Origin of the sequence: Agrobacterium sp. Ap1, assembly GCF_017313375.1 — a bacterium.
Taxonomy (GTDB): domain Bacteria; phylum Pseudomonadota; class Alphaproteobacteria; order Rhizobiales; family Rhizobiaceae; genus Neorhizobium; species Neorhizobium cellulosilyticum.
In genome coordinates, this window is record NZ_JAFLMY010000005.1 from 74071 (window position 1) to 88756 (window position 14686).

A 14686-nucleotide genomic window follows, 5' to 3' on the forward strand; every position below is an offset into this window, starting at 1 on the left:
AGACACTCGTTTGGCCGCCAAAAAATCTCGGGTTCGTTAGCACCACGCAGCGTCGGCACATCATCAGCAAGCTTGTCCGGGAAAGCGAAGGTTACAAATCGAATCATCGGCCTGCCGTGAATGATGACAAAAACGACAGTTAAGCCCCCTCCGCCTCCTCTTACGGCTCTAAAGTGCGACAAATTATGAAATCTTCACATCGAAAATTCGAAATATCCAAGCCGATAGAGAGGGTAGCTCCGTGATCAAAAAAGCAGATCAGCAACCATCACGTTATCTGGATAGGGAAAACGCGCGCCGAGTCCGATCATCACAACCATAAGAAGAATTAGCCATTGGAAACCTGAGCATAAATCACCCTAAGGTGCGACGGGTAATGCGCTTGCCATGCCCTCATTAGGCGAATAATTGCCGATATCGTTGACGAGCACTCGCTATTCGCTTGCCGGGAGCCCATCCGACACTCCTGCTGCAATCTCATGTCAAAACGATAACGGGCATAAAAGGTAACGCCTCATGATGGAACTGTTCACGGCCGCCGGATTCATGGCGCTACTAGAAGTCATCGCGATCAATCTTGTTCTTTCCGGTGACAACGCAATCGTTATCGGGCTTGCCGCCGCCGGGCTTCCTGCGCATCTGCGGCAGAAGGCTATTCTCTTCGGCATTATCGCTGCCACCGTCTTGCGGCTCATCTTCGCGGTCATCACCACATATCTGCTCGGCATTCCAGGGCTGCAGCTCATCGGCGGCCTTCTCCTCGGTTGGGTGTGCTGGAAGATGTGGTCGGAACTTCGCGTTGCGCATCACGACGGCTCTCCCGACACCGCAGATGGAGCCGCATCGCGCGCGCCGGAAAAGACATTTTTCCAGGCAGCCATGCAGATCGTGCTCGCCGACGTCTCGATGTCGCTGGATAACGTCCTCGCTGTGGCAGGCGCTGCACAGGGCCATTCCACGGTCCTGGTCATCGGCCTGATCGTGTCGATCGCGCTGATGGGCGTCGCCGCGAATTTTGTCGCAAAGCTTCTCTCCCGTTTCCGCTGGATCGCCTATCTCGGCCTGATCATCATCGTCTACGTAGCCCTGAGCATGATTTACCACGGTTTCGACGAGGTTCTGCCGATGGTCTACAGCTATGTTTCCGGCGCCTGAACACGTCGCCTGACAAAATTGGCCCGGCAAGTTCTTGCCGGGCCAATTTGCGTTATAACGCCTTCACTGCCGCCAGAACTTCTTCTGCGTGGCCGGCAACTTTCACCTTCGGCCAGATCCGGGCAACCTTGCCTGCAGGATCGATCAGGAAAGTTGTACGTTCGATCCCCATATACGTCTTTCCGTACATGCTCTTCTCTTTCCACACGCCATAAGCCTGCGAGACCGCCGTGTCCTCGTCGGATCCCAACGCGATGGTCAATTCGCGTTTGCTGACGAAATTGTCATGCTTCTTCACGCTGTCGGCGGATACCCCGACAATCGCCGCGCCAGCTTTGTCGAACTCTGGCAGGAGTTGCGAAAACGAGATCGCTTCGGTCGTGCAGGCCGTTGTGTCATCCTTGGGGTAAAAATAGAGCACCAGCCGCTTGCCGCGAAAACTCGCCAGAGAAATGGTCTGGGCGCCATTTCCGGGCAGCGTGAAATCCGGTGCGTCGTCGCCGATATTCAGGTTCGCCATGGTTTTCCTTTCTTTTGCCAGCATCTTGAGTGAATGTTGCGGCCATGGGTATATACAGCCCGAAGAGGCGTCCAGATCAGCTTGGATGTGAAAAGAACGAGTTCTTCACTGAATGGCGGAAATACGTGGCGAGAAGATCGATTTCAGCAGGAAGGACATTGTCCCACTGCATGAGCTTCCGTCCGCCCAGGCTGAAGACCCGATCATCGTTCACTGCCCTCCGCACAGCACGAGAACCTGGCGTTTCTGCAAGTCCATAGTGCTTTTCGCCGTCTTGATTATGGTCGCCATCGGCAGCGCTGTGTTTGCCATCGAAGGTGGCATAGTCGACGGTACGCTGACCAGCCGCGCTCAGTCTGCCCTGAACAATGCGATCGGTCCCCGCTACGTTTCCAACGTCGGCTCCGCGGCGATCCGTTTTGATTCGGATTTCCGTCTGGCGATCGAAGCACGCGACGTCGACATCGTTGAACGCGCAACCGGTCAGCACTTGAGCCGTGCAGGCGCCCTGCGAATGGCCGTGGATCCACTCGCGCTGCTCGGGGGGCGCATATCGATCAACAGCATATCGGCGCAGTCGATCCGCCTCGAAACGGCGCAGCTGCCGGAAGGCGACCCAATCGCGCTCGCCAAGGTTCGGGTCGACGCGGTTCCGCAGCTGCTTGAGCAAGCATTCCAGAGGCTCGATGAGGCACGGGGCCTGATCGAGCGAACGGGTACCGCCTCCATCCGCCTCGCAGGCATCGAGATCGTCCTTCCGGCAGCCCCCGGCCGCAAACCAACGGTCGTCAAGGTCAACGATCTCGAGCTTGCGCGCAATGCAACGGGCGAGATCGGTATTGACGGCACCGTCAGCATCAACGACCGGGAAGCGAAGCTCACGGCCGCATCAAATACGGTCGATGGCGTAACAGCCGCCCTGTCCGCGCGCCTGTCCGGGCTGGAGGTAACCCCATTCCTGTTGCAGCGAACAGAAGATGGTCAGCCGCGTGAAGGCCTCGAGAGCTCAGTCGATTTCGACATGTCCGCAGAGCGCTCCCGCGGTGATGCCCAAAAGCCGGCGATGACGGCAACCCTGACCAATTCGCCAGGCAATTTCTACTTCGATGGCATCCAGCAGACATTCAGCGGCGCCACCATCAATGTCGCCTATGACTTCGCCAAGAACTCTATTGAAATCATGAATTCGGAGGCAAGTTTCGGTCCGACTGTCGTGCCGTTCACTGGTGCGGTTATAGATCTTAACCGCTTGAATGAGGGCGATAAACGTTTCGGCTTCGGCCTCGATCTCCTCGTTCGCGGAGGTAGAGCGATCGGCGCTTCTCAGGGAGAACAGCCGGCCGATTTCGACCTTAAGGCAACCGGGCGTTATCTGTCTGCCGACCGCCAGCTTGAATTCGACGAGATGACGGTGGCAAGTCCACTCGGTCATATGGCCGCCGCCCTCAAGGTCCGCTTTGGCAAACAGTCTCCCGAGATCAGCTTTGGGGGCCAGATCCCCCAGATGCAGGTGACAGGCGTAAAACAGCTCTGGCCCTTCTGGATGGCGCGCAAGCCGCGCGACTGGGTTATGGCGAATATGTTTGGCGGTAACGTCACGAATGGCACGATCGCTGTCTTCATCCCCGCGGGGCGCATGAAGGGTCCGGGTATTCCCATGGAGCTCGATGCGAACGAATTGCAGATCGGATTCGGGGTTACCGACACACGTCTCAACCTGCCGGGTGAAGTCCCGCCTCTGCGCGATCTTGCGGGAAAATTCTCTCTGAAAGGCCAGGAGATGCTCGTCGATGTCAGCAAGGCGGCATCCTATGCGCCTTCCGGTCGGGTCGTCACCGTCGAGAGCGGACGTTTCGCCATCCCGTCAACATATGCCAAGCCATTGATGGCAGATCTGACGCTGAAGATTTCTGGACAGGCAGACGCGATCACCGAGCTTGCCAACTTCAAGCCGATGAATGCCTTGAAGGGCACCAGCTTCAAACCTGAAGATTTTTCGGGAAATGCCAAGGCAGATATTCATGCTCGCTTCGGACTGATCTCGGATCATAATCCGCCCAAACCTACCTGGAATGCCCAAATCCGCCTTGATGGCGTTAATCTCGCGACACATATGGAAGGGCACAAGATCGGCGCACTGACCGGGCTTTTGACCGTAGACAACCAGTCTGCAAAACTGGCCGCGAACGGAACCGTGGACGACATTCCCGCCGAATTCGCCGTTACCGAACCTGTCGATCAGAACTCTGGCGTAAAGCGCGAGCGCGTTATCAAGGCGACGCTCAATAATGCCCAGCGCGATAAGCTCGTGCCTGGCCTCTCGGACATGGTAGAGGGCCAGATCGTTGCCGAACTCACGCGCATCGATGAAAAGCATCAGGCAGTTACGCTCGATCTCAGCCGCGCCGAGCTAACTGTGCCATGGATTGGCTGGACCAAGGGTAGCGGCATCGGCGCCAAGGCCCAGTTCGAGGTATCCAGTGATGCCGGAAAGCAGACGACCTTAAGCGGCTTTCAGCTCACCGGTGAGAGTTTTGGCGTCAGGGGCGACGTGCAACTGGCCGATGGGGCCTTGACGACGGCATCGTTCTCCCACGTGCAGCTGTCGCCGGCTGATAATTATAGCCTTAGCGTCAAGCGCTCGAAAGGTGCCTACGAAATCTCGATCGGCGGAAACGCCGTAGACATGCGGCCAATCATCACCATGATGCGCGCCAACAATGGCAATGCAGCGGCCGGCAGCAATGAGGGCAGCAGCACAATCTTGCGCGCACAGGTTGATCGCGTCGTGGGTTTCAACGACGAGCAGCTTTCGAATGTCGCATTGAATTTCTCCTCACGGGGGTCAAACATCGTCCGTGCTGATTTGAGCGCCATAACAGGAAGCGGACAAGCACTCGTCAGCCAGATGTCCCGCGGCGATACCATCTCGGTCACGAGCGGCGATGCAGGTTCGGTAGCACGCTTTGCCGACCTCTATGACAACATGAGCGCGGGATTGCTTAATCTGAAACTGAAAGCGCGAGGAAGCGATTGGGTTGGCTCGCTGGACATCCGCAATTTCCAGCTGCGCAACGAAGAGCGCCTGCAGTCCCTCGTGTCGACACCAGTCGGCGAAGATGGCCAGAGCCTCAACTCCGCGGTGAAAAAGGATATTGACGTCAGTTCGGCACGTTTCCAGCGCGGCTTCGCTGCATTGGTCTATCGCGACGGCGCGCTATCCGTCGCCAATGGCGTTGTGCGCGGAGAACAGATCGGTGCCACTTTCCAGGGCAAGTTGCGGGACGCCAACGGCAATATGGAGATGACCGGTACGTTCATGCCTGCTTACGGCTTGAACAGGCTTTTCGGCGAACTTCCGCTGATTGGCGCGATCCTTGGAAATGGCCGGGATCGCGGCCTTCTGGGCATCACTTTCAAGCTCGAAGGTGCTTTCGACAAGCCGCGACTGACGATAAACCCACTTTCGCTCATAGCCCCCGGCGTGTTCCGCCAGATCTTCGAATTCCAGTGACGAAAAAGGCCGCTCGAAAGCGGCCTTTGATCTTCTGTTTCCGAGGTCTAACTCAGGCCGGACGAACCAGGATATGCTTCTTCTTGCCGAGCGACAGCTTGATCACGCCATCGGCAGTCACTTCGCCGGAACCGATCACCTTGCGCTCGTCGGAAACCGCCACGTCATTGATCCGCACCGCACCGCCCTGAACGTGACGACGGGCTTCACCATTCGATGCGGCAAGACCAGCCTTTACGATCAGCGCCAGCAGGCCGACCCCGGCTTCCAGCTCGCCCTTTGCAACATCGATCGACGGCAGATTATCGGCAAGCGCACCCTCCTCGAAGGTCTTGCGAGCCGTTTCTGCCGCCTGCTCGGCATTTTCGCGACCGTGCAGCATGGCCGTCACTTCGGTCGCGAGGATCTTCTTGACTTCGTTGATCTCAGAACCAGCCAGCGCCGAAAGCCGTGCGATCTCGTCCATCGGCAACGTCGTGTAAAGCTTGAGGAAGCGCGAAACGTCGGCATCCTCGGTATTACGCCAGTACTGCCAGAAATCATAGGCCGACAACATGTCGGGGTTCAGCCAGACAGCGCCGTTCAGCGACTTGCCCATCTTGGCGCCTGAGGCGGTCGTCAGAAGTGGCGAGGTCAGCGCGTAGAGCTGCGGCGTGCCCATCCTGTGACCGAGATCGATGCCGTTGACGATATTGCCCCACTGATCCGAGCCGCCCATCTGCAGACGGCAGTCGTAACGCTTGTTCAACTCTACGAAGTCGTAAGCCTGCAGGATCATGTAGTTGAATTCGAGAAAGGACAGCGACTGCTCCCGGTCAAGGCGCGTCTTGACGCTGTCGAAGGACAGCATGCGGTTGACCGAGAAATGGCGACCGACATCCCGCAGGAATTCAAGGTAGTTGATCTCGCGCAGCCAGTCGCCGTTGTTGATCATCATGGCATCCTTCGCGCCCTCCCCGTAGGAAAGGTAATTGGCGAAAACGCGCTTGATCGAGGCAATGTTGCTTTCGATCGTGTCGATCGTCATCAGCTGGCGGGCATCGTCCTTGAACGACGGATCGCCGACCATGCCGGTGCCGCCGCCCATCAGCGAGATCGGCCGGTGACCGGTCTGCTGCATCCAGTGCAGCATCATGATCTGGATAAGTCCGCCGGCATGAAGAGAAGGCGCCGTCGGGTCGAAGCCGATATAGGCCGTCACGGTTTCCTTGGCGAACAGTTCGTCGAGACCTGCCTCGTCGGAGATCTGGTGAATGAAGCCGCGCTCATCGAGCGTGCGAAGGAAATCGGACTTGAACCTGGACATCTCTCTACTCTGTGGATGTGTTTTTAAGTTGCGAAACGGCGTCTAGCACCGTTCTTTGGCATAATCACTTTAAAAGTGATCCCCTTGCCCCAACGGCATCGCGCGATCGCTAACCAATTCCTGATACACAAGACTTCATTAACCTTAAGGATGTGTAATCCCCTCAAGCAAGCATCGGATTTGATTCAGCCTTTTCAGGAGCAATACGTGACGCACCGAGCCGAAAACAAGGTTTTTGGAAAACGGGCTGCGAATCATGTCCTCATTCTCGCAAGTGGCGAGAAAATCCGTCATATGACCATCCGCCCCTGGATGATCGCCTTGACCGTATGTTTTGCAAGCATTCTGACGATAGGTTACCTCGGGGCTACATCTTATCTGGTAATCCGCGATGACCTGATCGGAGCAACGATCGCCCGCCAGGCCCGCATGCAGCATGACTATGAAGACCGTATTGCAGCCCTGCGTGCGCAGCTGGACCGCATTACCTCGCGCCAGCTGCTCGATCAGCAAGTCGTGGAAAAGAAAGTCGAAAAACTGCTTGAGCAACAGGACGCGCTGTTCTCCCGCCACACCAAGCTCGGCTCACTTCTGGATCGCGCCGAAGAAACAGGCCTTCAGCCGGGGGCAGAGCCCCCTGCCGCTGAAATCCCTGCCTTCGCTCCCACCGGTGACGGACGCAGGGCTTCCTTGTCCGGAGGCTCTGCCGCAATCGCCAAGATACTGCAAGGCGGCGAAACTGAAACCAGACTGGCAGTCCTCTCCCCCGTGACCGGCACCGGCTTGTGTGAAGGCGCCGCCGATCGTGCCGACCGGATTTTTTCCAAGGTCACTCTGTCCCTCAAGACGCTCGAAAGCCAACAGCTGACGAAGATCACGAGCCTGACGACGGGAGCGTCCGAAGCGGCAAATGCCATCACCACGATCCTGCTGCGAAGCGGCGTTGATCTGGATCCGTCAACAGTTAGACAAAATGGCATCGGTGGGCCATATGTCGAACCTCGCCTTCCCGGCAATCGCTTCGACGCGTCGCTAGACGATCTTGATGCGGCACTGACGCGGCTGGAAAGCGTGCGCGAAACAGCGCGCGACCTTCCGTTTTCCAGTCCGGCCCCCGGACAACCGGTCACCAGCCGGTTTGGAAACAGGGTCGATCCCTTCCTTGGTCGTCTCGCATTGCATGCAGGTATAGATTTTGCCGCCCAGACCGGCGACGAAGTGAAGAGCACCGGCGCCGGCAAGGTCGTCGCAGCAGGCGCTGCCGGTGGTTACGGCAACATGGTCGAGATCGACCATGGTTACGGCATTTCGACCCGTTTCGGCCACCTTTCGAAAATCCTGGTCAATGTCGGAGACGAGATAAAGACGGGCGATGTAATCGGTCGCGCCGGGTCGACCGGACGTTCGACCGGTCCCCATGTTCACTACGAAGTGCGCCGAAATGGACAGGCAGTTGATCCGATGCATTTCCTCAATGCCGGCATGAAGCTCACAACGTATCTCGAGTAGCAAGGTCAGCCGTTTACGCGGCGTATCGCCGCGCGGTTGCTTTCATTCACCAAAACCACTGCCACCCTGGCGGGTTTTCTTGACTTTCCAGCATTTTGGTCATATGTCGCGCCCTGTTGTCGCCCCATTTGAGCGTAGCGACGGATCATGTTCTTCTTGAACGGAACGGAATAGTATTTCCATTGACCACTTTTGCTGATCTTGGCCTGAGCCAGAAAGTTCTTAACGCCGTCACCGACGCCGGCTACACGATACCCACGCCTATCCAAGCCGGAGCCATCCCGCATGCGCTGCAGCGCCGGGACATTTGCGGTATCGCACAGACAGGAACGGGCAAGACAGCTTCCTTCGTCCTGCCGATGCTGACACTTCTGGAAAAGGGTCGGGCACGGGCTCGCATGCCGCGAACCCTCATTCTGGAGCCGACCCGGGAACTCGCAGCCCAGGTTGCGGAAAACTTCGAAAAATACGGCAAGAATCACAAACTCAACGTCGCCCTGCTGATCGGCGGCGTTTCCTTCGAGGAACAGGATCGCAAGCTTGAGCGCGGCGCCGATGTTCTGATCTGCACGCCCGGCCGCCTGCTCGACCATTGCGAGCGCGGCAAGCTGCTGATGACCGGCGTCGAAATCCTCGTCATCGACGAAGCCGATCGCATGCTCGACATGGGCTTCATCCCGGATATCGAACGGATCGCAAAGATGATCCCGTTCACCCGCCAGACGCTGTTCTTCTCGGCCACGATGCCGCCGGAAATTCAGAAACTGGCAGACCGTTTCCTGCAGAACCCGGAACGTATCGAAGTCGCCAAGCCGTCTTCGACTGCCAAGACCGTGACGCAGCGCCTCGTTGCTGCACACAACAAGGATTACGAGAAGCGCGCCGTCTTGCGCGAACTCATCAAGGCTCAGGACGACCTGAAGAACGCGATCATCTTCTGCAACCGCAAGAAGGACGTCGCCGACCTGTTCCGCTCGCTGGAGCGCCACGGCTTCTCGGTCGGCGCTCTGCATGGCGACATGGACCAGCGCTCGCGCACGACGATGCTGGCTGGCTTCAAGGACAACCAGATCACCCTGCTCGTCGCGTCCGACGTGGCCGCCCGTGGGCTGGATATCCCTGATGTCAGCCACGTCTTCAATTTCGACGTTCCGATCCATTCGGAAGACTACGTTCACCGCATCGGCCGTACCGGCCGTGCCGGCCGTTCGGGTCGCGCGTTCACCATCGTCACCAAATCCGACTCGAAATATCTCGATGCGATCGAAAAGCTGATCGGCGAAAAGATCGAGTGGGAGAACGGTGATCTCTCCGCACTGCCAGCCGCCATGGAAAGCCATGACAGCGATCGCGGCGGACGCAAGGGCGGCCGGGATCGCGGTGGTAAAGACCGCAACCGTGGCAGCCGTCACGAACAACCGGCAGCCGTTGCAGCAGCACCGCAGCAGCAGGAAAAGCAAATCGTCACTGAAGAGGCAAGCGTGGAAGCAGTTCTGGAAAATACGAAGTCGGAACGTCGTTCTGACAAGAAAAATCAGCCTGCGAACAACCGCGGCCGCGAGCGCCGTGTCAATCCTGCCAATGACGACAACCGTGATCGCCGCCGTTATCGCGACCATGATGACGGCCCGACCCCGGTTGGCTTCGGCGACGATATCCCAGCCTTCATGCTGATCGTCGCAAACGCAGCGAAGTAATGTCCGCCTTAGCAAAACCAGGCCAGGATTTTCCTGGCCTTGGAGTCGGCCTGGTGATCCGCCGCGCCGATGGAAAAGTGCTGGTCTGTCGTCGCCTGAAGGCGCCCGAAGCGGGTCACTGGAACATCGTCGGCGGCAAGGTCGATATGATGGAACAGGCAGAAGACGCTGCGCGTCGGGAAGCCGAGGAAGAGACCGGGCTGAAGATTGGAAAGATCAGCTTTCTCTGCGTGATCGAAGGCATTCTTGAAGAGGAAGGTCAGCACTGGCTGTCGTTGATCTACGTGACTGACGATTTTTCCGGCGAGCCGGTTCTCACCGAACCTGAAAAACATGCGGATCTGATGTGGATCGACATGAATGAGCCACCGGCGCCTCTGTCGATATTCTCCTCACAAGCCTTTGCGCTGCTGAAATCCCACTAAAAAAGCCGTCCCGGTTGTCCAGGACGGCTCTCTTGATTGAAAATTTTACAGTATCATCGGATGCTGTCGTCGGCTCGGGCTTGCCCGAACCACATCCCCCATTACCCGACGAGAATATCCGCTGGGTCTTGCAAGCCGCAATACGTTAATTCTCGCACTTGCGAAGAAAATACGATCACGTATCGCGATTGACTCGAAGCGCTGCTTCAAAGGCCATACGCACCCAGTCTCGCAACTCGTCAGGATCGTCCAGCGCCGCATTCGGTATGGACCAATAGGGCATGAGAACGGGTTTCCCCTTTTTACCTTCATAGGACCATTGGACTGCACCTGCAGCCCGGAAAGCCGGAGCGCTCGTCTCATCCGCCTTTAACAGTATTTCATCTCGCAGATCGAGGGCGATGATCAGGCCCTGATGATAGATCCCCTTGCCGCCGAACATGCGTCGGATGGAGACCGGTCCGAGACCCTCGAACATTTCCTCGATCGCTGCATTGTCCATGACCCACCCTTCCTTTTGGCTCAGCGCAGTCGAAAGACCGTGCCGGCCAGACGACGCCGATGTCTTGTCACACGAATAGCAAGATTCCGCTCACGATCATGCTAGATTTCGCCCGTGAACTGCCAAAAACGGGAAAAAGCTTGGACGCTCATGCCCTTGCGGGTTAAAGCTGCAGCGAACACGGACTTAAGGAAAAGCATGCCTTCCCTGCGTTTCGATATCGCGATCCTGCTGACTGCAGCGGCTTTCGGATATGTTGCTCCGGCAACGACGGTCTCGGCCGCCACCATCGGTGTCGTCGCGCCAAAGACGGGACCTTATGCGTTGCTCGGCATGCAGGTTTTTGAAGGGGCCAGAGCCGCCGCACAAGTCACAGGCGACAGACTTGTCGAAATCGACGAGACCTGCAACGAGATCGGCGGCGTGGAAGCAGCAAAGACGCTTGCCGACGCCAAGGCTTCTATCGCGATCGGATTTCTATGCGTCGAAACGCTGGCCTCCGCTTTGCCGGCGCTGGCCGACAGCAAGATTGCAGCAATCACCATTTCCGTCCGTTCCCGAATCCTGATGGAAGACGCCTTGCGCAATGGCTGGCCGCTTTTCCGCATGGCTCCATCGGAAACTGCCGAGGCCGATCAGATCGCGGCGGTGATCGTCGATCGCTGGAAAGCCGAGCCGATTGCCCTTGTCGACGACGGCACCATCTACGGGCGCGAACTCGTCAGCGCTGTCCGCCAGAAACTCGAACCGATCGGCATCGCGCCGGTGTTCACCGATACGCTTCGGCCGGGCCAGGAGCAGCAGATAGCCCTCATCAGACGGCTGCAAAAAGCCGGCGCAACCCATATACTCGTCGGCGCGGACCGTAACGATGTCGCCGTCATTGCCCGCGATGCCGAAAGGGAAAACATTCCCCTCACCATTCTCGGCGGCGATGTTATGAAGGCCGCCAACCGGCCGGTCGTGCTTCGCGACGGCACGCTGGCTGTCACGCTGCCACCTTACCGGACACTCCAGACTGCCGCCAACGCTGCAACATCGCTCGAAAGCCGCCAGATCGAGCCTGAAGGCAACACGCTTCCCGCCTATGCCGCAACCCAACTGGCCAGCCAGACAGCAGCATCCGCAGGCAATGACTGGGGAAAACTCCTGTCCTCCCTCAAAACCGGCACCTTCCAGACCGCAATCGGACAGATCCGCTTCGATGCTTCGCACGAACTGGCGGACAATCCCTATCGTCTTCTGGAATGGCGCGGCGGCGAGTTTTTGCCGCCCGCCTCCGCGACCGAGTAACGATTGCGGCAATCGCCCCGGAATGCTAGTCGGCAGACGACACAGGAGATCCGTCCATGACCTTGCCGCTTCGCATCGCCCCCTCCATTCTAGCTTCCGATTTTTCGAAACTCGGCCAGGAGGTCGCAGACGTCGTCGAGGCAGGCGCAGACTGGGTTCACCTCGATGTCATGGACGGCCATTTCGTCCCCAATATCTCCTTCGGTCCCGATGTCATCAAGTCGCTGCGCCGCTATACGGACGCCTTCTTCGATTGCCATCTGATGATTGCCCCGGTCGACCCCTATCTCGAAGCCTTCGCCAAGGCCGGATGCGACGGCATTACCGTCCATGCCGAGGCCGGCCCGCATCTGCACCGTTCGCTGCAGACGATCCGGTCGCTGGGCAAGAAGGTTGGCGTGACGCTCAATCCAGCTACTCCGGTCTCGGTGCTTGAAGACGTTCTGGACGACGTCGACCTCATCCTCGTCATGAGCGTCAACCCCGGCTTTGGCGGTCAAAAGCTAATTCCATCCGCGCTCGACAAGATCTCCCGTATCAAGTCTCTGATCGGTGACAGGCCTATCGAGATTGAAGTCGACGGAGGCATCACGGCTGAAACCATCGGCGCAGCCCGCAAGGCAGGCGCCAATGTCTTCGTCGCCGGATCGGCGGTCTACAAGGGCGCGAACAAGAATGCGTATCGCGACAACATCTCGGCGCTTTTGAAGGCCGCCGAGGCCTGAAAAGCCTTAAACACGGGGCAACGCCCCAAAAAGATTGAGCTTCGCCGTTCTTCTTGATAGAGCGGCGGCAATTCTATCCAAGCAAGCGAGCTGCCCATGATCCCCCGTTATTCCCGACCGGAAATGGTCGCCATCTGGTCGCCGGAAACAAAGTTTCGCATCTGGTTCGAAATCGAGGCCCACGCCTGCGACGCGCTCGCGGCAATCGGCGTCATTCCGAAATCCGCGGCAGAAACGATCTGGGAAAAGGGCGGCAAGGCCGAATTCGATGTCGCCCGCATCGATGAGATCGAAGCCGTCACCAAACATGACGTCATCGCCTTCCTCACTCATCTGGCGGAATTCGTCGGCCCGGATAGCCGCTTCATCCACCAGGGCATGACATCTTCGGACGTGCTCGACACGACGCTCAACGTCCAGCTAGTGCGCGCCACCGACATTCTGCTTGCAGACATAGATCGTGTTCTGGCTGCTCTCAAGGCTCGCGCCTTCGAACACAAGGATACGGTCCGCATCGGCCGCAGCCACGGCATCCATGCCGAACCGACGACGATGGGCCTGACCTTTGCCCGCTTCTACGCCGAAATGAACCGCAACAAGACACGCCTTCTCGAAGCCCGCGAAGAGATCGCCACCTGCGCCATCTCCGGCGCCGTCGGCACCTTCGCCAACATCGACCCGCGCGTCGAGGAACATGTCGCAGCAGCCCTGGGCCTGAAGCCGGAGCCGGTCTCCACCCAGGTCATTCCGCGCGATCGCCACGCGATGTATTTCGCCATCCTCGGCGTCATTGCCTCTTCGATCGAAAACGTTGCGATCGAAATCCGCCACATGCAGCGCACTGAAGTTCTGGAAGCGGAAGAGTTCTTCTCGCCGGGCCAGAAGGGTTCGTCAGCCATGCCGCACAAGCGCAACCCGGTGCTTACCGAGAACCTCACCGGCCTTTCCCGTCTCGTGCGCATGTCAGTCGTTCCGGCAATGGAAAACGTTGCCCTCTGGCACGAACGCGACATCAGCCATTCCAGCGTCGAGCGCGCCATTGGCCCGGACACGACCGTTACTCTCGATTTCGCCCTCAACCGCTTGGCCGGCGTCATCGAAAAGCTCGTCATCTACCCTGAGAACATGTTGAAGAACATGAACAAGTTCAAGGGTCTGGTCATGAGCCAGCGGGTACTTCTGGCACTCACCCAGGCGGGCGTTTCGCGCGAGGACTCCTATCGTCTCGTTCAGCGCAATGCGATGAAGGTCTGGGAGCGCGGTGCAGACTTCCTTGAAGAACTGCTTGCTGACGAAGAAGTCCGCACAGCGCTCTCCGAGGAGGAGATCCGCGAAAAATTCGATCTCGGTTATCACACCAAGCATGTCGACACGATTTTCAATCGTGTCTTCGGCGAAGCTTGATATAGAAATCGGGAAGGCCCAGATAGGCGGCATGAAAGCATCAGAAGCCGATATCCTCATCATCCCCGGTTACACCAATTCCGGTCCTGACCATTGGCAGACCCGTTGGGAGCAGAAGCTCGCGACGGCCCGCCGGGTGGAACAGGCCGAATGGTCGAAGCCGGTAAAGGAAGACTGGATCCAGCGTCTCGTCGAGGAGGTCAACGCCTCGACGAAACCGGTTGTGCTGGTCGCTCATTCGCTCGGCGTTCCAACGGCGATCCATGCCATCCCACATTTCAAAAAGCCGGTGGCCGGCGCATTCTTCGTTGCGCCGCCGGATGTGCAGAACCCGAAGATCAGGCCGAAACACCTGATGACATTCGGCCCCTATCCGCGTGATCCGCTTCCTTTTCCCGCCGTTACGATTGCCAGCCGAAACGACCCCTTCGGCTCCTATGATCACGCCGGCGACATTACCAACGCCTGGGATTCGCTCCTGATCGACGCAGGCGAATCTGGCCACATCAATTCCGAGTCGGGCCACGGCCCGTGGCCTGAAGGCACGATGGTGTTTGCCCAATTTCTGAGCCGACTGAAAGCCTGACCTCTGGCGATGTGCAGCGCACAACCCGACGTCGTAATTTCGCTTTCGAT

General features: G+C 58.1%; 12 protein-coding genes. 9 read left to right on the forward strand and 3 right to left on the reverse strand.

Annotation, left to right across the window (positions count from 1 at the left end):
- The first annotated feature begins 519 nt into the window (after nt 1-519).
- Nucleotides 520-1155 (forward strand): TerC family protein, encoded by a 636-nt coding sequence (locus tag JZX87_RS11825; RefSeq protein WP_206826116.1) that lies wholly within the window; start codon nt 520-522, stop codon nt 1153-1155.
- Nucleotides 1156-1207: 52 nt separating this feature from the next.
- On the opposite strand, the gene bcp is transcribed toward JZX87_RS11825, so the two are convergent.
- Nucleotides 1208-1675 (reverse strand): thioredoxin-dependent thiol peroxidase, encoded by a 468-nt coding sequence (gene bcp / locus JZX87_RS11830; RefSeq protein WP_148144312.1) that lies wholly within the window; start codon nt 1673-1675, stop codon nt 1208-1210.
- Between the two features lie 112 nt (nt 1676-1787).
- Between bcp and JZX87_RS11835 the strand changes: the two genes are divergently transcribed.
- Nucleotides 1788-5189 (forward strand): YhdP family protein, encoded by a 3402-nt coding sequence (locus JZX87_RS11835; protein ID WP_206825683.1) that lies wholly within the window; start codon nt 1788-1790, stop codon nt 5187-5189.
- A gap of 52 nt (nt 5190-5241) precedes the next feature.
- On the opposite strand, the gene tyrS is transcribed toward JZX87_RS11835, so the two are convergent.
- A complete protein-coding gene (tyrS, locus tag JZX87_RS11840) occupies nt 5242-6495 on the reverse strand; it encodes a tyrosine--tRNA ligase (protein WP_183821638.1) in 1254 nt (417 codons plus the stop codon).
- A 207-nt stretch (nt 6496-6702) separates the two neighbouring features.
- Here tyrS and JZX87_RS11845 point away from each other — a divergent pair, with 207 nt between their 5' ends.
- From JZX87_RS11845 to JZX87_RS11855, 3 genes are all read left to right on the forward strand, one after another.
- Nucleotides 6703-8004, forward strand: a complete 1302-nt coding sequence (locus tag JZX87_RS11845) for a M23 family metallopeptidase (RefSeq protein ID WP_353654187.1) — start codon at nt 6703-6705, stop codon at nt 8002-8004.
- 182 nt (nt 8005-8186) lie between these two features.
- Nucleotides 8187-9701, forward strand: a complete 1515-nt coding sequence (locus JZX87_RS11850; protein WP_148144308.1) for a DEAD/DEAH box helicase — start codon at nt 8187-8189, stop codon at nt 9699-9701.
- Nucleotides 9701-10126, forward strand: coding sequence for an NUDIX domain-containing protein (locus tag JZX87_RS11855; protein WP_206825686.1), 426 nt, complete (start codon nt 9701-9703; stop codon nt 10124-10126). The genes JZX87_RS11850 and JZX87_RS11855 overlap by 1 nt, the downstream gene beginning before the upstream one ends.
- A 175-nt stretch (nt 10127-10301) precedes the next feature.
- Here the strand turns inward: JZX87_RS11855 and JZX87_RS11860 are convergent, their stop codons facing one another.
- The gene (locus tag JZX87_RS11860) at nt 10302-10628 is read right to left on the reverse strand and encodes a TfoX/Sxy family protein (RefSeq protein WP_206825687.1); all 327 of its coding nucleotides are present in this window, start codon (nt 10626-10628) and stop codon (nt 10302-10304) included.
- Between the two features lie 198 nt (nt 10629-10826).
- Here JZX87_RS11860 and JZX87_RS11865 point away from each other — a divergent pair, with 198 nt between their 5' ends.
- From JZX87_RS11865 to JZX87_RS11880, 4 genes are all read left to right on the forward strand, one after another.
- A complete protein-coding gene (locus JZX87_RS11865) occupies nt 10827-11921 on the forward strand; it encodes a branched-chain amino acid ABC transporter substrate-binding protein (protein ID WP_206825689.1) in 1095 nt (364 codons plus the stop codon).
- Between the two features lie 56 nt (nt 11922-11977).
- The gene (gene rpe, locus JZX87_RS11870) at nt 11978-12646 is read left to right on the forward strand and encodes a ribulose-phosphate 3-epimerase (protein ID WP_183821635.1); all 669 of its coding nucleotides are present in this window, start codon (nt 11978-11980) and stop codon (nt 12644-12646) included.
- A 96-nt stretch (nt 12647-12742) separates the two neighbouring features.
- Complete coding sequence (gene purB / locus JZX87_RS11875) at nt 12743-14050, forward strand: adenylosuccinate lyase (protein WP_183821634.1); 1308 nt, start codon at nt 12743-12745, stop codon at nt 14048-14050.
- 31 nt (nt 14051-14081) lie between these two features.
- Complete coding sequence (locus JZX87_RS11880; RefSeq protein WP_206825691.1) at nt 14082-14636, forward strand: RBBP9/YdeN family alpha/beta hydrolase; 555 nt, start codon at nt 14082-14084, stop codon at nt 14634-14636.
- Nucleotides 14637-14686 lie beyond the last annotated feature (50 nt).